This window comes from Pseudomonas sp. DD1 (assembly GCF_044510355.1).
Taxonomy (GTDB): Bacteria; Pseudomonadota; Gammaproteobacteria; order Pseudomonadales; family Pseudomonadaceae; genus Aquipseudomonas; species Aquipseudomonas shahriarae.
In genome coordinates this window covers 1-17,912 of record NZ_MSAJ01000007.1, presented here as the reverse complement: position 1 = coordinate 17,912, position 17,912 = coordinate 1, and the positions used below count along the sequence as shown (strand labels likewise).

The following is a 17,912-nucleotide window of genomic DNA, read 5'->3' as shown; positions in this document are numbered from 1 at the left end:
TGACCGAGCCGCCTGCATCGCGGGCAAGCCCGGCTCCCACATGAACAGGGTCACAATAGGAATGCATTGCCAACAAAAAGCCCCGGTACTCAATGAGTGCCGGGGCTTTTTGTTGGGTTTCAATCAGAGCGTCGAACGCACCCGCCACAGCTCGGGGAACAGCACGGTGTCGAGCATCTTGCGCAAGTACCCCACGCCCTCAGTGCCACCGGTGCCCGGCTGGAAGCCGATGATCCGCTCCACCGTGGTCACATGGCGGAAGCGCCATTGGCGGAACGAGTCTTCCAGGTCGATAAACTTCTCGGCCAACTGATACAGGTCCCAGTAACGGGTCGGGTCGCGGTACACCTCGCGCCACGCCGCCTCCACGGATTCGTCATGAACCGTAGGCGCCGTCGGGTCGCGTTGCGCACGCTGCGGGTCAATCGCCAGGCCCGCCTTGATCATCAGGTTGATCGCTTCGTCATACAGCGACGGCGTGGCGATCGCCACTTGCAGCTCCTTGAGCAACTCCGGGCGATGGGCGTGGGGCCGCAACAGCGCCGCGCTTTTATTGCCGAGGATGAACTCGATTTCCCGGTACTGGAACGACTGGAAGCCCGACGACTGCCCCAGGTACGGGCGGATCGCCTTGTATTCCGACGGTGTCATGGTCGCCAGGACCGCCCAGGCGTGCACCAGTTGATCGAAAATCCGCGAGACCCGCGCCAGCATCTTGAACGCCGGCGCCAGCTCACCCAGGCGCACATGTTCGCGGGCAGCCTTGAGTTCGTGGAGCATCAGCTTCATCCACAGCTCGGAGGTCTGGTGCTGGATGATAAACAGCATTTCGTTGTGGTCCGGCGACAGCGGGTGCTGGGCCGTGAGCACTTTGCCCAGGTCCAGGTAGTCGCCATAGCTCATGGACTCGGAAAAATTCAGCTCGGCGTTATGCCATTCTTCCGGCGGCTGGTAATCAGGGGAGAAAGGACACTGGCTCATCGCGTGGGCTCCTTGAGCGGGCGCAGGATTGCTCGTACCGGGCTGGCATCGAGGTTGGCAAAACGCAGCGGCAGCGCGATCAACTCGTAATCGCCCTGCGGGACGTCGTCGAGCACGATGCCCTCGAGAATCGCCATGCCATGACGGGCGACGGCGTTGTGGGCATCCATGGTCTTGGACTGCTGCGGGTCCAGGGACGGCGTGTCGATGCCGATCAGGCGCACGCCGAGGCTGGCCAGCAGCTCGATTGTTTCCTTGGCGACGGCGGTGAAATTCGCGTCCCAGGTGGTCAACGGCGCCTGTTGATAAGTGCGCAGCAGCACGCGCTCCGGCAGGTTATCCAGGCGACCTTGCAACTGCTCGGGCTGCACCAGCGCGCCGCTGTCCAGGCAATACAGCACCCGGCACGGCCCCAGGTACACATCCAGCGAAACTTCGCCGATGGGCGCACCGTCGGCGCTGTAGTGCAACGGCGCATCGACATGGGCGCCGGTGTGGGGCGACAGCGTAATGCGGCCGACGTTTACCGGGCATTCGGGGCCGAACTGCCAGACGCGCTCTTCCTGGAAGGGCGTATCGCCCGGCCAGGTCGGGGTGGCGGTGCTCAAGGGTGGGCTGATATCCCACCACGTTTTTATTGGGTTCATACGAGGCTCTCGGTCGTTTCTAAGGTGAATGATACGAGGGCCAGCGGTAAATATTCTTGCGAATTCCAGCGCGAAGGCTGATTTCTTTCGTAGTTACTGCGAAGAAACGTCTGATTATTGAATGGATCCATCAGCCACCCCAGATCAAATGTGGGAGCGGGCTTGCCCGCGATAGCAGTGGACCAGTAAAAATGTGTCACCTGACACACCGCCATCGCGGGCAAGCCCGCTCCCACAGGGACGGTGTAGGTTTTAAGATCGTATTCCAATGCGCTTCTGGGCATCCCAGTGTCGAGTTCAGACCACTGGCATCTGGCCTGGGGCTATAGGGTGGGGCTTCATTTCCCTGCCTTGGAGCCATCATGTCCCAGCCGATCACCGTACTGCGCGATACCCATCCCCTGCCGGTCCTGGATGCCTGCAAGTGGGAGAAACTCGAAGGTGACCCGCACACCGTCAACCTCAACGCCTACACCAGCGAAGACGGCAGCAAGATCATGGGCACCTGGATCTGCACTCCGGGCAAGTGGTACGTGGAGTACGTGAAGTGGGAATACTGCCATTTCCAGGAAGGCTACTGCGTGATCACCCCGGACGGCCTGGAGCCGATCCATTTGCGCGCTGGGGATATCTTTGTGGTGGAGCCCGGCATGAAGGGCACGTGGGAAGTGGTCGAGACGGTGCGTAAGTACTTCGTGTTTGCCTGAGCACGAAAAACCCGGGAGCCCACCCGACGCGGGCTCCCGGAAAATCCCCTATTGGAGCTTGCGATAGCTGTTGATGATCGCCGAGAAGTCCTTGCCCCCTTCCCCACGCTGGCTCATCGCTTGATACAACTGCTGCGCCACCGCCCCCAGGATCACCGGCTGGTGCGCCTGGCGTGCCGCTTCGGTCGCCAGGCCCAGGTCCTTGAGCATCAGGTCAGCGCCAAACCCCCCGGTATAACCCCGGGATGACGGCGCGGTCTCGATCACGCCCGGCCATGGGTTGTAGGTGTCGGAGCTCCAGCAGCGCCCGGTGGAGCTGTTGATGATGCCGGCCAGCACCTGGGTGTCGATGCCCAGCGCATCGCCCAGGGCCATGGCCTCGCTGACGCCGACCATGCTGATGCCCAGCAGCAGGTTGTTGCAGATCTTGGCGATTTGCCCGGTGCCGACTTCACCGCAATGCACGATGTTGCGGCCCATCTGCGCCAGCACCGGATGCAGGGTGGCGAACAGTTCCGGGGTGGCGCCGACCATAAAGGTCAGCGTCCCCGCCTGCGCCCCGCCCGTGCCGCCGGAGACCGGCGCATCGGCCATCGCCACGCCGTGCTTGGCTGCCGCAGCCGCCACATCGCGGGCGGTCTGAGGGTCAATGGTGCTGCAATCCACGGCCGGCACGCCTTTGCCGATACCGGCGAGCACGCCGTCTTCACTCAGCCAGACGCTGCGCACATGGGCGGCAGCGGGCAGCATGGTCAACACCAGTTCGGCGCCTTCTGATGCTGCGCGCGGTGAGGCACTGATGGTGCCGCCCAATTCGGCCAGTTCCTTGAGCACGGTCTGGTTCAGGTCAAACAGGTTCAGCGCGTGGCCAGCCTTGATCAGGTTGCGGGCCATGGGTGCGCCCATGTTGCCCAGGCCGATAAATGCAATCTTCATGGTCGTCTCCTTGATCAACGCAGGTTGATGGTGGTGTTGACGCCATCATTGACGCTGTCGTCGTCAAACCAGCGGCTGGTGACGGTTTTGGTCTGGGTGTAGAACTGCACCACTTGCTTGCCGTACGGGCCCAGGTCGCCGAGTTTCGAACCACGGGAACCGGTGAAGCTGAAGATCGGCACTGGCACCGGGATCGGGATGTTGATGCCGACCTGGCCGACGTCGATTTCGCTCTGGAACTTGCGCGCCGCCGCACCGCTCTGGGTGAACAGGCCGGTGCCGTTGCCGAACGGGTTGGCGTTGACCAGGGCGATGGCTTCGTCGAGGGTATCGACTTCCAGCACCACCAGCACCGGGCCGAAGATTTCCTGGGTGTAGATCTGCATATCGGTGGTCACGCCCGAGAACAGGGTCGGACCGACGAAGTTGCCTTGCTCGAAGCCCGGCACCTGGATGTCGCGGCCGTCCAGTTCCAGCTTGGCGCCTTCTTTCACACCGCTTTCGATCAAGTCGAGGATACGCGCCTTGGCGCGCTTGGAAATCACTGGGCCCACGTCGGTCCCGGCTTCGCTGCCGGCGTTGACTTTAAGCTTCAGCGCCAGGGCCTTGAGGTCCGGCAGCCACTGCTTGGCCGCGCCCACCAGCACCACCACCGAGGTGGCCATGCAGCGCTGGCCGGCCGCGCCGAAACCAGCGCCGACCAGTGCGTTGAGCGTCTGTTCACGGTTGGCATCGGGCAGCACCACCGCATGGTTCTTCGCGCCCATCATCGACTGCACGCGCTTGCCGTGCTTGCCCGCCAGGTCGTAGACGTGGGTGCCGACGGCGGTCGAGCCGACAAAGGACACGGCCTTGATATCTTTGTGGGTGCACAGGGCATCCACCACATCCTTGCCACCGTGGACCACGTTCAACACACCGGCCGGCACCCCGGCTTCCAACGCCAGTTCCACCAGCATCAGGGTCGACAGCGGATCCTGCTCCGAAGGCTTGAGCACGAAGGTGTTGCCGCAGGCGATGGCCATCGGGAACATCCACAGCGGGATCATCGCCGGGAAGTTGAACGGGGTGATGCCGGCGCAGACGCCGATGGGTTGGCGCAGGGTGTAGGTGTCGACGCCACCGGCGACGTTCTCGGCGAACTCGCCCATTTGCAGGGTGCCGATGGAGCACGCGTGCTCGACCACTTCCAGGCCACGGAAAATATCGCCCTCGGCATCGGCAATGGTCTTGCCCTGCTCGGCACTGAGGACTACGGCAATACGTTTGGAGTGTTCACGAATCAGCGCCTGCAGCTTGAGCATGATGCGCATGCGCGCGCCGATCGGCGTCAGCTTCCAGGTCTGGAAGGCGCGATGGGCAGCGTCGATGGCCGCGTTGACTTCATCGGCCGTGGCAAAGGGCACACGGGCCAGGACTTGTTGGGTCGCCGGGTTGACGATGTCTTGCCATTCGGTGGTCTTGGACTCGACCCATTCACCGTTGATCAACAGTTTGGCCTGTTTGACGGTGGTATCGGCAGACGTAAGCGATGCGTTCATTGTGGTCTCCAGATCTTGTAGTTATGCAGAGAGCCAAGGCGTGAAGCGCCTTGAGGATGAGGCGTTCGGACGATTTTTGGAGTATAGATGTGCAAACTTCCAATAAGAACCCACATAAAAGCCGGTCCAACATGCAAAAAAACATCACGTCTTTAGGCTCGCTGAACTGGGATGACCTGAAGTTTTTCCTCGAAGTGGCGCGTACCCGCAAGGCCAGCGTCGCTGCCAAGCGCCTGGCGGTGGACTACACCACCGTGTCACGGCGCATCAGCTCGCTGGAAGGCTCGCTGGGCACCCTGCTGTTCGAGAAATCCCGGACCAGCGGGTTTGTGCTGACCAATGAAGGCCAGCGTTTACTGGGTTACGCCGAGTCCATCGAAAGCACCCTGCATATGGCCTGCGAACAAGTATCGGGCTCCGGCGTGGCGCTGTCGGGGCATGTGCGCATGGGCTGTACCGAAGGGTTCGGTAGTTTTTTCGTCACCCCGCAACTGAGCCACTTCGTCGACACCTACCCGGCGATCTCGGTCGACATCCTGCCCCTGCCCCACTTCATCAGCCTGTCCAAGCGCGAAGCCGACATCGTCATCGCCCTGGAACGCCCGGAACACGGGCCCTACGTGTGCTGCAAACTGTGCGACTACAAGTTGCAGCTGTACGCGACCCAGGAATACCTCGACCAGCACCCGCCCATCCGCCGCCCGGCCGATTTGGCCGACCATCCGTTTATCAGCTACGTGGATGACCTGGCGTTCAGCTCAGAGCTGCTGTACCTGGCCAATGTCGTCCCAGGTGCCAGCGCCAGCCTGCGCAGCACCAGCGTGATTGCGCAGTACGTGGCGGCGCAGCAGGGGCGTTCGCTGGCGATCTTGCCGTGCTTCCTGGCCGCGCAGGACTCGCGGTTGCTGCCGGTGTTGGGGGAGGAGATCAATATTACGCGGCAGTTCTGGATGTATTGCCGGGAGGATTTGCGCAAGTTGAAGCGGATTACGTTGTTGTGGGATTACATCCGTGAGGTGACGGAGCAGAACCAGGGGTTGTTGATGGGGGAAACGCGGGAGATGGTGTTTGCCGACTGAATGGCTGCTGCGGGCACAGAACGTTGGGTCGGCACTACTAAGTGTAGGAGCGGGCTTACCCGCTCCTACAGTTGAGCGTGTTTGAAATTCAGAACGGCCTGTCGGCTCAGTCGGCGATCACTACAATCGACACCCGGCGGTTTTCGGTACGGCCCGCGGAGGTGCTGTTGGAGGCCACCGGCTCGCTGCTGCCCAGGCCGCGCAGTTGTACGTTCTCTTCCTTCATACCCACGCCCACCAAGACCTTGCCCACGCTTTTCGCCCGGCGCAGGGATAGTTGCTGGTTGTAGGCTTCCTTGCCCGAGGCATCGGTGTGGCCGTCTACGCGCACGCGTTCGATGCCCACGCCGGTGAGGGCCTTGCCGATGCGTTCGACGATCTCGGTGCTGGGCGTGTTGAGTTTTTCGACGTCGCTGCCAAACAGCACTTTGCCCGACAGGCCAAACGCCCAGCCTTCGTCGGTCAGTTCGAAGCCTTGTTGTTTGAGCACCGCCACTTGCACCGGGGTCAGGCCTTTTGGGGGGGGAGTCTGGCAGCCACTCAGGGCCAGTAGTGCAATAAACAAGGTGACAAACAGAACGCGTGTGTTAGCAAACAAGGGATCAACTCCTGTGTTGAACATTGGCGGCCGAGTGCTCCGACTCCGCCGTGTGCTGGCCGCCCTGGGAAAGGCGTTTGGCCTGGTACATCGCCACATCGGCGGCATTGAGCAAGGCGCCGGGAGTGGCACCATGATCGGGATATACCGCGATACCGATACTGAGTGAGGTCAACACTTCAGTGTTGCCCGGCAGCGGGATGGGCTGGTCCATGCTGGCGATGATTTTGTCGGCGATGCGCTGGGCATCTTCGAGCTTGTGCAGGGGCGAGAGCAGGATGGCGAACTCGTCACCGCCCAGGCGGGCCACCAGGTCGCTCTCGCGCAGTTGCGCCCGCACGCGCGCGGCGACCGCAACCAGTACGGCGTCACCGGCGGCATGCCCGAAATTGTCGTTGATGTCTTTGAAGCGGTCACTGTCGAGGAACAGCACCGCCACTCGCTCGTTGAGCTTGGCCGCGCTGCGCAAGGCGCGAATCAGGCGGCCCTCAAAGAAGGCGCGGTTGGGCAGCCCGGTCAGGCTGTCATGGCTGGCCTGGTGGGCAAGGGTTTCGTTTTCGCTTTGCAGGTGGGTTTGCCAGGCTTCCAACTCGTCGAGCAGGGCATTGAAGTCGTTGCCCAGGCTGTCGAGCTCGGCGATCTGCGCCGGTGGCACACGGCGGTCGAAGGCCCGCTCGCTGCGCGCGGCGTGGGCCACGTCGGCCAGGCTGTGCAGCGGGCCGGTGATGCCGCGCAACATGCGCCGCGCCAGGTAAATCGCTACCCAGCCACTGATGGCAGTACAGATGATGATCCCCGCCAGGCCACTGAGCAAAAAGCGCAACAGACTACCGCCGTGGCCACTCAACTCGACGGTGCCAATTTTCTGGCCTTGATGCAGGATCGGCTGGCGGATGGGCTCTTCCAGCAGTGTGTGGGCCAACTCCAGCTCGATCCTGGACAGCACCCCCGTTTCCGGACGCACCCAATGGGCCAGGGTGCTGCCGTTGAGGTCCAGCACCCGGGCTTCAGCGACTTCTTCAGTGGAGGCAATCAGCGCCAGGGCTTCGGTGGCCGCCACGCGGTCCTTGAACACCACTGCGGCTTCCACGGTGTAGTTGATCGAACGGGCGATCAGGTGCAGGTTGTGGTCGGCATACACCCGCAGGGCCAGCACCCCCAGCAGGGTCAGGGAGACGCTGGCCATGGCTACGGCCACCAGCGCCACACTCAGGTGCCCGCGACCAAGGACCGAACGTAATGTAGGGCGGGTTTTGGCGTTACGCAGTTTCATGGCTCCGGCGCCCGACGACGGGATAACTGCAGGACGCTGGGGTGGATGCGCACACCGCTGCGGGCGACGGAGTCGAGGTTGACCTCGAACGAGACTTGCTCATCACTGACCCGCAGGCAAAACAGGCTGCCCACAGTGCATTGATCGCCGCCTTCGCTGATGCTCAGCACCGGATGGCCAGTCAACGCGGTGAACAGGCGGCCACGCTCGTCAGGAGTGAGCTTGCCGATGTACAGCGCGTCGCACGCATTGACGATATTGGGGTTGTCCGCCAGCAAGCGCTGGACCACCACCGGCCGGCCGGTGGCCTGGGTGGTGCCCTTGACCAGGTCGTCGGTGTATTGGGTCGGGCCAACGATGCACAACCGCAGTTGCGCGGGCTCCACCGGCCAACGGGCGTAGCTGAGAATCCCCAGTATCACCTGGGTGACGGCCTGGGCCCGCTGGTCGGCTGCACTGGCTGTGGGCGCCTGGGCAAAAGCCAGAGGCGTGACGAGACACAAAACGGCCGATAGCAGCAATCGTCTCCAGCTCCAACTACGCTCTGCGGGCGAGACAGCCACGTTCATGCAGCGATTCTCTATGATCTTCTCGGGATAATGCCGCAACGATAGCATATTGGCGGAAACCCCATCGAGACGGGCTCTAGGTAGATTCTGCCATTCATCACGAAAAACCCGACATATCGGTCAGGTTTTTCCCACATTCTCACGCACCCAACTCCAACATCAGCCCGCTCAACCGTTTTACCTTGCGCCGCACCGCCTCTTCGAAAACCCCGCCACGGGTCTCGATCAAGCTGAAGCGATCCTTGGCGCGGGTGATGCCGGTGTAGATCAGCTCCTTGGTCAGTACCGGGTTCAGTGCATCCGGCAAGATCAAGGCCGTGTGGGCAAACTCCGAGCCCTGGGACTTGTGCACGGTCATGGCATAGACGGTTTCCACATCATTGAGGCGGCTGGGCAGCACAAAGCGCACCCCGCCCTGGCCATCGTTACGCGGGAAGGCCACACGCAGCACCTGCGGCCCACCGTCGCTTTCGGGCAGCTTCAAGGCGATACCAATGTCACCGTTCATCAAGCCCAGGCCGTAGTCGTTGCGGGTCATCAGTACCGGGCGGCCTTCGTACCATTGCTGGTCGCTGTCGATCAGCCGGGCCTTGAGCAGCGCCGCGGTGATGCGCTGGTTGAGGCCTTCCACGCCCCAGGGGCCCTTGCGTACCGCGCACAGCAACTGGAAGGCATCGAAGGCTTGCAACAACTGGCGCGCCCAGTCGGTCCAGCGCAAGTCGTCGCGGGGTGTCTCGGCTGCCGGGCGCGTGGTGCGCAACAGGTTCAGGTAGTAGCGATAGCCCTGAGCATCGCTGCCCTGCCCGTCCAGCACCAGGCGCTCCAGGGCGCGGTCATGCTCGCCCTTGAGGTGCAGGCAAAACAGGTCGTGGCTGCCGGCGTCCAGCAGTTGCCGAGCCTGCTCGGGGTTTTGCTGGTTGACCCAGCGTGCCAGTTGGCCGATGCCGCTGCCTTCGCCAAAACGCCGGGAATAACGCAGCATGACCACTTGTTGCGCCAGCGGATGACTGGTGTCGAGATCTTCCTGCAGGCCGCTGCCCGCCAGGGTCTCGCTGCTGACGTTTTCCAGCCATTGCCGGGTGTCGGGGCTGTACCAACCCGCTTCGGCATCGCGGCACAAATCGCCGAGCACCGCGCCGGCTTCCACCGAGGCCAATTGGTCCTTGTCCCCCAGCAGTACCAGGCGTGCATGGGGCGGCAAGGCATCCAGCAGGTTGGCCATCATTTCCAGGTCGATCATCGAGGCTTCATCCACCACCAGCACATCCAGCGGCAACAGGTTGCCCGCGTGATGGCGGAAATGCCGGGTGCCGGGACGGCTACCCAACAGGCGGTGCACGGTGGTGACCTCGGTGGGGATTTTTTCGCGTACAGCGTCGGGCACTTGCAGCGAGCGTACTTGCTGGCTGATGGATTCGGTCAAGCGTGCCGCCGCCTTGCCGGTGGGCGCCGCCAGGCGGATGCGCAAGGCCGTGCCCTGCTCCACAGCGGGTGCCTGCAGCAAGGCCAACAGGCGCACCACCGTGGTGGTCTTGCCGGTGCCGGGGCCGCCGGTGACGATGCTGAACGCGCCGCGCGTGGCCAGGGCACAGGCGAGTTTCTGCCAATCGACCACGCCGTCCGGGGGCGGTTGGTCGAACAGGCCATTCAAGCGCTGGGGCAAGTCGGCCGAGACCGCTTCCTGCACGGCAAGACGCTGACGCAAGGCGCTGTCGATGCGTCGCTCATAGGTCCAGTAACGCCGCAGATACAGGCGCTTGCCCGACAATACCAATGGCCGGCTTTGCGCCGCAGCACTGCCATCGACGGCCAGCGCCACCAGCGGGCTTGCGGCCAGGGCATGGCACCAATGGGTGCCGTCCAGGCCCTCAAGCAATTGCGAGGGCAGCAGCATCACGCCACTTGAAAGATCCCCTTCTGGGGGCAGCGACAGAGCGAAATCCGGGGCCTTCAGGGTTTCGAACAGGTCCAGGCACACATGGCCGTGGCCCAGTTGGTGACTGGTCAGGGCGGCGGCCAGAAGCACCAGGGGATCGGCCTGTGGATCCAGTTCGTGGAGAAAGCCGACGAACGCCTTGTCCAGCGCCCGCAGCCAGCCGCGCTCGACCCAGCGCTCCAGCAGGTGCATCAGGTCGTCAGCGCGATCCAGCGGTGCCAGTGCCTCCAGCGGCATTGTCGAGAGGCTCATAGCAGGACTCCTTGTTCCCAGGCCGGTTCGACCTTGGGCGGTTGCGGCTTGCCCTGGAACAGCAGGTCCAGGCGTTCGATCAGCTCCCGTGGCGGCCGGGTGAAATACGCGCCCTGGCTCACGGCTTGGCTACCGCGCAGGAATAGATAGAGCGCGCCGCCCACATGCCGGTCGTAATCGTAATCCGGCAGGCGCGCCTTGAGTTGGCGATGCAGGGCCAGCAGGTAGAGGACATATTGCAGGTCGTAGCGATGGTCGAGAATCGACTGTTCCATGGCCTCACGGGTGTAGGCCGCGTCGTCGGCGCCGAGCCAGTTGGATTTGTAGTCAGCCACGTAGTAGCGGCCGTCATGTTCGAAGGTCAGGTCGATAAAGCCCTTGAACATGCCATTGAGCAACACCGGCTCGGCGGCGACCCGCGACACGCCGTCATGGGTGTATTGGCAGACCAGTTGGTCGAGGGCGAGCACATCGACTTTGTGGCTGGCGAACCAGAACTCCATTTCAATCTGATACTGCTGCAGGTCGCTCAGGGTCACTGAGGCCTGCCCATGGCCCAGGCCCAACGGCAGTTGCAACAGGTGCCCGAGCCAGCCGCTGAGGGTGCCGATCCAGCCTTCCCAGCCACGTCGGTTGCAGCGCCGGGCAACGGCATCTTCGATGGCTTCGGCCGTTACGTTGAAGCCTTCGTTACCGGCCCACTCCAGCAGCCCGTGGAGAAAGGTCCCGGGGTTGGGCCCCCGTGGGAAACGGTGAATATCCCCGCCAGACGCGGCGACTTCGCGCGGTGCATCCGGGTCCAGGCGTTCGTCGTCGAACAGCTTCTGTGCCTGGGGGCTTTCCGGGGCCTCCAGGCTGGCGGCGCTCATGCTTTCGCCGATGCGCAGGGCGCTGTAGGACGCGATCCACCAGTTTTCCGCGGCCTTGCGCTTGGGCAGCAGCGGCGCGAGCAAGGTCGCGTCATTGCGCGGAGGTTGGTAGGTACTGGTGTCAGCTTCCGGCATTTGCCCGTAGGCAATCGCCGCGCAGCCGTCCTGCAAATCCATCAGCCAACGGGCCAGGGCTGCGGACTCACCCAGGGCCGCGCCGCCGCCCAGCAGATAACCCAGGGCTGACAGGTGCAACACCGAACTGTTGTTATTGCCGCGCTTGAGGTCGGCCACGCCAAGCCAACAGGCGTGTTTGGCCCGGGTCAGCGCCACATAGAACAGACGCAGGTCTTCGGCCAGGCGCTCGTCATCGGCCTGGGCGATCAGTTCGACGGTGGGTTTCAGGCTGACCTGGGACTTGCCGTTGGCATCGTGGTAATGCAGCGGCAGGCGGCTGCCGTCGACCGGCTTGGCCGAGCAGATAAACGGCAGGAAGACCAGGTCGTACTCCAGGCCCTTGGACTTGTGGATAGTCACCACTTTGACCAGTTGCTCATCGCTTTCCAGGCGCAGGATCTGCTCTTCGCCGGCCTGGCCCGAGAGCGCCAGGTGCTCCGCAAGATGGCGGATCAGCGCTTGTTCGCCGTCCAGCTCTGCGGCGGCCTGTTGCAGCAACTCGCACAGGTGCAGCAGGTTGGTCAGCACCCGTTCGCCATCGCTGCGGGCAATCAGGGTTTGCGGCAACTTGAAGTCATGCAGCAGGCGCCGCAGCATCGGCAGCACGCCCTGGGTGCGCCAGATCACGCGGTAATCGCGGAACTGCATGACTCGCTGCTCCCAGACCAGTTCGTCCTGGTTCAGTTGCTCCAGCTCGGGCAGCGACAGGTTGAGGGTGACGCAGGCCAGGGCCGCGCGCAGCGGGCGCTCGACATCCGGTTCGGCACAGGCTTTGAGCCAGGCGAGCAGGTCATGGGCTTCCTGGGAGGCGAATACCGAGTCCTTATCGGACAGGTACACGCTGCGCACACCGCGCGCGGCCAGCTCACCGCGTACGGCCTGGGCTTCCTTGCCGTCACGCACAAGGATGGCGATGTTCGACGGTTGCACGGGAGTGAAGCCTGCCCCCTTGATAAACCCTGCCGTGCCCTGCTGACCGCCATTGAGCAACGCGACAATCTGGCTGGCGCACGCGCCGGCCAATTGCTGGCGATACCGCACATTGGAGATCGGCTGGTCGGTGGGCAGGTGCCAGATATTCAGGGCTGGCAGTGTGTGGCCATCGACCTGCAACTGCTCCTTGCGACCCTGGGACGACACCGGCTGGAAAGGCACCGGGTTGTCGCCGTCGGGCGTACGAAACAGAAACGCCCCACGCCCGGATTCCGCACGCTCGAACACGTGGTTGACCGCCTCGACCATCGCATGGCTGGAGCGAAAGTTGGTGCCCAGGGTATGCAAACGCCCGGCGGTGGCCTGGCGGGCGCGCAGGTAGGTGTAGATATCGGCGCCGCGAAACGCATAGATCGCCTGCTTGGGGTCGCCGATCAGGAACAGGCCGCTGTGCGGGCTGTTGTCTTCGATGCGGTAGATGCTTTCGAAGATCCGGTACTGCACCGGGTCGGTGTCCTGGAATTCGTCGATCAGGGCCACCGGGAATTGCTCGCGGATTACGCTGGCCAGGCGTTCGCCACCCTCGGTTTGCAGGGCGGCGTCGAGGCGGATGAGCATGTCGTCGAAACCCATCTCGGCACGCCGGCGTTTCTCTTCTTCAAAGCGTTTGCCGACCCAGGCCGCCGCGTGTTGCAACACTGCAGCATCGGGCGTGGGCAAGGCGTCGAGGCTGGCTTTGAGGCCCGCCATGGCATCCAGGCCGGGGTGATGGGGGGCGTCGCCCTTCCAGGCTTCGGCCATACCCTCGGGGGTCAGGCGGGTGAAGCCGGTGCCGATGTCCAGTTGCTCCAGGGTTTCGTCAGCGGCCCAGGCGCTGATTTTCTCGAACCAGGGCTCGAAATAACGGGCCTGCATCTTGCGACCATCCACAGCCTTGGCGGCGACAGCTTGCAGGCAGATCTCGCGCAGCTCGGCGGCCCATTGCTGCCAGGGGGCCTTGAGCGCCACCAGAGCCTCGCGGCGCTCGTGCAAGCAGGCCTCGATCAGCTCGGCGGGCTCACGGGGTTCATCACCGGGGCGCTCGCTACCGAACAACGCGCGCACTCGGGGCATCAGCGCCGCAGGGCCCCCCCAGTTGCTGCGGACCCAGTTCAGGGCATCGCCGTGCATCGGGTAGCAGAACAGCCGCCAGTAGTCGCGCAACACTTCGCCAAGCAAGTCGCTGTGGTCGGTTTCCAGGGTCTGGGTAAACAGGCTGCCACTGTCGAAAGCGTGCTCGCGCAGCATGCGCTGGCACCAACTGTGGATGGTCGAGACGGCGGCCTCGTCCATCCATTGCGCGGCGATGTCGAGGCGGTTGGCGCAACCCTGCCACTGCTCGGCGCTGTACTGATCACGCAGCTCGGCGATCAGGGCATCGGGCTGTTCGATTTCGTCACGAAAGAAACGCGCCGCTTGTGCCAGGCGGGTGCGGATGCGTTCACGCAGCTCTTTGGTGGCGGCATCGGTGAAGGTCACCACGAGGATTTGCGGCGGCAGCAATTCGCGGCCAAAACCCGCCTCATCGCCACCGTGGCCCAGAACCAGGCGCAGGTATAACGCGGAGATGGTGAAGGTCTTGCCGGTACCGGCGCTGGCTTCGATCAGTTGGCTGCCACGCAGGGGGAAGGCCAGGGCCAGGGGTTTGGTGCTCATGAGCGGGCCTCCTCGCTGGTCAGTGATCGCCAGGGGGCGGTGATGAGTGGGCGGTACAGGGTTTCGCACCAGCCTTCGAAATCTTCACTGGCGACCAGGGCCGCGTAGTCGGGGAATTGCCGGGTGAGGGCCGGGCTTTCGCGGCGCTCGCCATCGCTGGTGATGCCATCGCCTTCGTAGGCTTTAAGGGCAGCGGCCTGGGCTTTGTCCGGGTCAGTCTGGCCGAGCCAGGCGAAGGCGGTCTTCACCGCGATCGGTAGTGGTTCGCTCATGCCGGCCCGCCAGGCCAGGAGCAGGTTGCCAAGCACATCCTGGGCAAGGTTTTGCTCCAGTGGCGCCAGTAGGAGCGTGTCATCACTCGCCACCAGGCCGGTGCTCAAGGGCAGGCCACAGGCGCAGGCCACCAGGTGGTTGACCCATGGGCGGATCAGGCGATGCCACTTGCGGGTCTTGATCGAGCCGATGCTGTTGGGGATGGTGGTCACGCTGAGCAAGCCGCCATCGCTGCGCCGGTGCAAGCCGCTGACCCAGCCGTCGAGTTGAATACCCTGGTGCGCGAAGCTGACGGGCTCCGCCGTATTGTGTGGCGTGGGCCAGAGTGCCAGGAGTTGCTGGTAGCGTTGCAGCAAGTCAGGCAAGGGTTCGATCAGCTCGTTGCGCAGGCATTCGCCGAAACCGACCATGGGCAGCAGGCCACTGCCTTGAAGACGTTGCGCTTGGGCCTGCAGGGCTTGTTCGAGATGATCCGGGTCGGTCAGCGCGGCGGCGAGCAGGCTGTCGCTCAAGGTGTAGCGCTGCAAGGCGTCGAGGACGAAGGGTTCTTCATCGGCCAGGGGCACTTCAGCGGCTTCGAAAAATACTTTGAGGCGCTGGCTGAAGAAATGCCTGACAGGGTTACGCAAAAAGTCCTGCAACTGACCCTGGCTCAGGGGTTCTTCCTGGATGTGGGGTGCCAGACCGGTCGTTTCGAGGGGCTGGTCTTGAACTTCGTGTAACAGCTGCCATTCGCGGGCGTAGCTGAACAGTGGATCGCCCTCGTGGAAGTAACGCGCACTGAAGGGTTGCAATGGGTGTTCCTGGGTCATCGCCTCCAGCAACGGTTGCTCCTGGGCATGCTGCCAGCCGCTGGCGAGGTGATCGCGCAGTTGGCCGATCAGCACGGACGCCGGGCGCTCGCTGTTATCGCGGATGCTGCGGCCGACCCAACTGATGTAGAGCTGGTCGCGCGCCGAGAGCAGGGCTTCGAGCAGCAGGTATCGGTCGTCTTCGCGCCGGGAGCGGTCGCCGGGGCGGTAGTCGCTGCCCATCAGGTCGAAATCCAGCGGCGGTTGCGCGCGGGGATAGTCGCCGTCGTTCATGCCCAGCAGGCACACCAGCTTGAAGGGGATGGCCCGCATCGGCATCAGGGTGCAGAAGTTCACGGCACCGGCGAGAAAACGCTGGGACAAGCGGCCCTGGTCGAGACCGGCAAGCCAGGCCTCACGCACGACAGTCAGCGGTAATTCGTCGTACAGGCCGACGGACTCGCAGGTCTCCAGCCAGTCTTCCCGCAGTTGCTCCAACTGACCCAGCAGATAGTCATCGTGTTCATTGCTGGGCAGGAAGAAGCGCTGCATCAGGTCTTGCAGGCGTGCGCCCCAGGCTCGCGGGGTCGCGGGCTGTGACAGGGCTTGGTGGGCATCGTGCAATGCGTCAAGCAGGGCGACCAAGGGCCCGATCAGCGCCGCGTCGAGGCCGCCGATTTCGTCATAGGGCTCAATGCCGGCGCAGGCTGCGCCACTGCCGACGGCGTAGCCCAGCAGCATGCGGCGCAGGCCGAATCTCCAGCTGTTCTGCTCCAGCGCACTGGGCAGGCCCAGGCCTGCGCGCTGTTCGGCATCGAGCCCCCAGCGGATGCCAGCGCCTTCTATCCAACGGTGCAGCGTGGGCAGGTCGCGCTCCTGGATGGCGAAGCGTTCGCGCAAGGCGGGAACGTCCAGCAAGTCGAGGATTTCGCTGACCGGGAAACGGCTGTCCGGGAGTTTCAGCAGGTGCTCGACGGCGATCAACAGCGGGTCGCGGCCCCGTTGGCCCTGGTCCGTCAGGGTGAAGGGGATGAAACGTGGGTCTTTCTTGTCCAACTGGCCGAACACCGCACGGATATGCGGTGCATAGCTGTCAACGTCCGGGACCATGACGATAACGTCGCGGGGGCGCAACGTCGGATCCGCGCTGAAGCGTTGGAGCAGTTGGTCGTGAAGAATTTCCACTTCGCGCTGGGCGCTGTGGGCGATGTGGAAGCGGATCGAGGTGTCGTGCTGCAGATCGACGGCCGGCCAGCGCTCGCGGGTTTCCGGGAGCGGGCGCAGTTCGAGGATATCGTCCTGTAGCTGGTTGAGAACGGTGGTCGGCTCGCTGTCGCTGAACAGGTCGATGCGCCCGTCACGGAAGGCCGACCGGTAGCTGTTGGGATCGTCGTAGCTGTCCAGCAGGTTGATGTAGTCGCGACCTTGCTTGCCCCAGGCGGCCAGCAAGGGGTGGGCGTGCTGGTGCAAAGTTTGCGGGTCGATGGTGACAGGCATCCCGGTCTTGCGCGCCTGGCGTTTGTATTCGTTTCGCAGAAGGTCTTTGTCGGCGACGATATCGGACCAATGGTGACGGCAAGGGTTGTGCACGCAGAGCAACACCTGGCTGAAACGGGCCAGGCCGGCCAGGGCTTCAAGGGCCTGGGCGGGCAAGGAAGAAATGCCAAACACGATGACGCGGGACGGCAGGCCTTGGGGGGCGGTGTCCAGGTTATTGATGCGTTCGATAAAACGCTGGTGGACCCCGGCACGGCTTTGCGCCATGCCTTCCTCACCAACGTCCAGCAGCAACGCCCGCCATAACTCGGCCTGCCAGCAGTTGGCCGGGCTCAAGGGCTTGGCTTCGCCTCGGCCATTGCGCAACTGGTGGCGGCCAGCGGCCCAGTCTTCCAGCCAGTCGGCACGATACACCTGATACTGGTCGAACAGGTCGGCCAGGCGCTCCGCCAGTTGGTAGCGTTTACGCAGGTCAGTGTCATGGGTGAGGAAGCGTTGCAGGGGCTCGAAGTGCGGCTGGTCGATCAGCTCGGGCAACAGGCGCATCAGGCGCCACGTCAGTGGGGCTTTATCCAGCAAGGATTTGGCCGGGATTTCATCGCGGCCCAGGACCATGCGATAGAGCTGCCACATAAAGCTGCCGGGCAGTTGCACGTCGATTGCCGCGGCTATGCCGCACCCTCCCAGATCGTCCTCTTCCGGGTCTTCAGCAAGGGCCAGCTTGAGCCATTGGGCGATGCCGTTGCTTTGCACCAGAGCGATTTCGTTTTCCAGGGGAGCCAATGGATAACGACGCATCCAACTGACGACCAGGCTGCGCAGTTCATCCAGGCGATTGCCGTGGACGACCATAAATCCAGCACTGAGGGACGTTGCATCCGGCATAACGGCTTCCTTGGGAAAAGCAAAATCGAAGGAGCGACTTTAGCATTGAAGGGCGTTACAGGCGGAGTTGGACTGCTCGCCAAATCGCCTCAGCGCTTTTCGACCGCCCAAAACAAAACCCCAACTGCTTTCGCAATTGGGGTTTCGGAATTTAATCTTGACGATGACCTACTCTCACATGGGGAAACCCCACACTACCATCGGCGATGCATCGTTTCACTACTGAGTTCGGGATGGGATCAGGTGGTTCCAATGCTCTATGGTCGTCAAGAA

The 17,912-nt window shown here is 63.2% G+C and carries 12 protein-coding genes and 1 rRNA gene; 2 read left to right on the top strand and 11 right to left on the bottom strand.

Annotated features, from left to right (window positions below; all coding sequences use genetic code 11):
* Nucleotides 1–123 precede the first annotated feature (123 nt).
* Together kynA and kynB are read right to left on the bottom strand one after the other, a co-directional pair.
* On the bottom strand, nucleotides 124–981 hold the full coding sequence (kynA, locus tag PSFL_RS05695; protein WP_057960627.1) for a tryptophan 2,3-dioxygenase: 858 nt from the start codon (nucleotides 979–981) through the stop codon (nucleotides 124–126).
* On the bottom strand, nucleotides 978–1,628 hold the full coding sequence (kynB, locus tag PSFL_RS05690; RefSeq protein WP_057439320.1) for an arylformamidase: 651 nt from the start codon (nucleotides 1,626–1,628) through the stop codon (nucleotides 978–980). Before kynB ends, kynA begins: the two co-directional genes overlap by 4 nt.
* A 362-nt stretch (nucleotides 1,629–1,990) precedes the next feature.
* Between kynB and PSFL_RS05685 the strand changes: the two genes are divergently transcribed.
* The gene (locus tag PSFL_RS05685) at nucleotides 1,991–2,335 is read left to right on the top strand and encodes a cupin domain-containing protein (protein WP_057439321.1); all 345 of its coding nucleotides are present in this window, start codon (nucleotides 1,991–1,993) and stop codon (nucleotides 2,333–2,335) included.
* A gap of 48 nt (nucleotides 2,336–2,383) precedes the next feature.
* Here the strand turns inward: PSFL_RS05685 and mmsB are convergent, their stop codons facing one another.
* Together mmsB and PSFL_RS05675 are read right to left on the bottom strand one after the other, a co-directional pair.
* On the bottom strand, nucleotides 2,384–3,271 hold the full coding sequence (mmsB, locus tag PSFL_RS05680; RefSeq protein WP_198830972.1) for a 3-hydroxyisobutyrate dehydrogenase: 888 nt from the start codon (nucleotides 3,269–3,271) through the stop codon (nucleotides 2,384–2,386).
* A gap of 14 nt (nucleotides 3,272–3,285) precedes the next feature.
* Nucleotides 3,286–4,812: a CoA-acylating methylmalonate-semialdehyde dehydrogenase gene (locus tag PSFL_RS05675; protein ID WP_057439323.1), complete on the bottom strand. Its 1,527-nt coding sequence runs from the start codon at nucleotides 4,810–4,812 to the stop codon at nucleotides 3,286–3,288.
* Between the two features lie 131 nt (nucleotides 4,813–4,943).
* On the opposite strand from PSFL_RS05675, the gene PSFL_RS05670 reads away from it, so the two are divergent.
* Nucleotides 4,944–5,891, top strand: a complete 948-nt coding sequence (locus PSFL_RS05670; protein ID WP_057439324.1) for a LysR family transcriptional regulator — start codon at nucleotides 4,944–4,946, stop codon at nucleotides 5,889–5,891.
* 106 nt (nucleotides 5,892–5,997) lie between these two features.
* On the opposite strand, the gene PSFL_RS05665 is transcribed toward PSFL_RS05670, so the two are convergent.
* The 7 genes from PSFL_RS05665 to rrf all read right to left on the bottom strand — a co-directional run bounded on the left by PSFL_RS05665 (nucleotide 5,998) and on the right by rrf (nucleotide 17,910).
* A complete protein-coding gene (locus PSFL_RS05665) occupies nucleotides 5,998–6,513 on the bottom strand; it encodes an OmpA family protein (protein WP_397469795.1) in 516 nt (171 codons plus the stop codon).
* Nucleotides 6,494–7,762 (bottom strand): diguanylate cyclase domain-containing protein, encoded by a 1,269-nt coding sequence (locus tag PSFL_RS05660; protein ID WP_057439326.1) that lies wholly within the window; start codon nucleotides 7,760–7,762, stop codon nucleotides 6,494–6,496. The genes PSFL_RS05665 and PSFL_RS05660 overlap by 20 nt, the downstream gene beginning before the upstream one ends.
* A complete protein-coding gene (locus tag PSFL_RS05655) occupies nucleotides 7,759–8,331 on the bottom strand; it encodes a YfiR family protein (protein ID WP_057439327.1) in 573 nt (190 codons plus the stop codon). Before PSFL_RS05655 ends, PSFL_RS05660 begins: the two co-directional genes overlap by 4 nt.
* 139 nt (nucleotides 8,332–8,470) lie before the next feature.
* Complete coding sequence (gene recD / locus PSFL_RS05650; RefSeq protein WP_397469794.1) at nucleotides 8,471–10,519, bottom strand: exodeoxyribonuclease V subunit alpha; 2,049 nt, start codon at nucleotides 10,517–10,519, stop codon at nucleotides 8,471–8,473.
* Nucleotides 10,516–14,193 (bottom strand): exodeoxyribonuclease V subunit beta, encoded by a 3,678-nt coding sequence (gene recB / locus PSFL_RS05645; protein WP_397469793.1) that lies wholly within the window; start codon nucleotides 14,191–14,193, stop codon nucleotides 10,516–10,518. The genes recD and recB overlap by 4 nt, the downstream gene beginning before the upstream one ends.
* A complete protein-coding gene (gene recC / locus PSFL_RS05640; protein ID WP_397469792.1) occupies nucleotides 14,190–17,639 on the bottom strand; it encodes an exodeoxyribonuclease V subunit gamma in 3,450 nt (1,149 codons plus the stop codon). Before recC ends, recB begins: the two co-directional genes overlap by 4 nt.
* A 155-nt stretch (nucleotides 17,640–17,794) precedes the next feature.
* Nucleotides 17,795–17,910 (bottom strand): 5S ribosomal RNA (gene rrf, locus PSFL_RS05635).
* Between the last annotated feature and the right edge of the window lie 2 nt (nucleotides 17,911–17,912).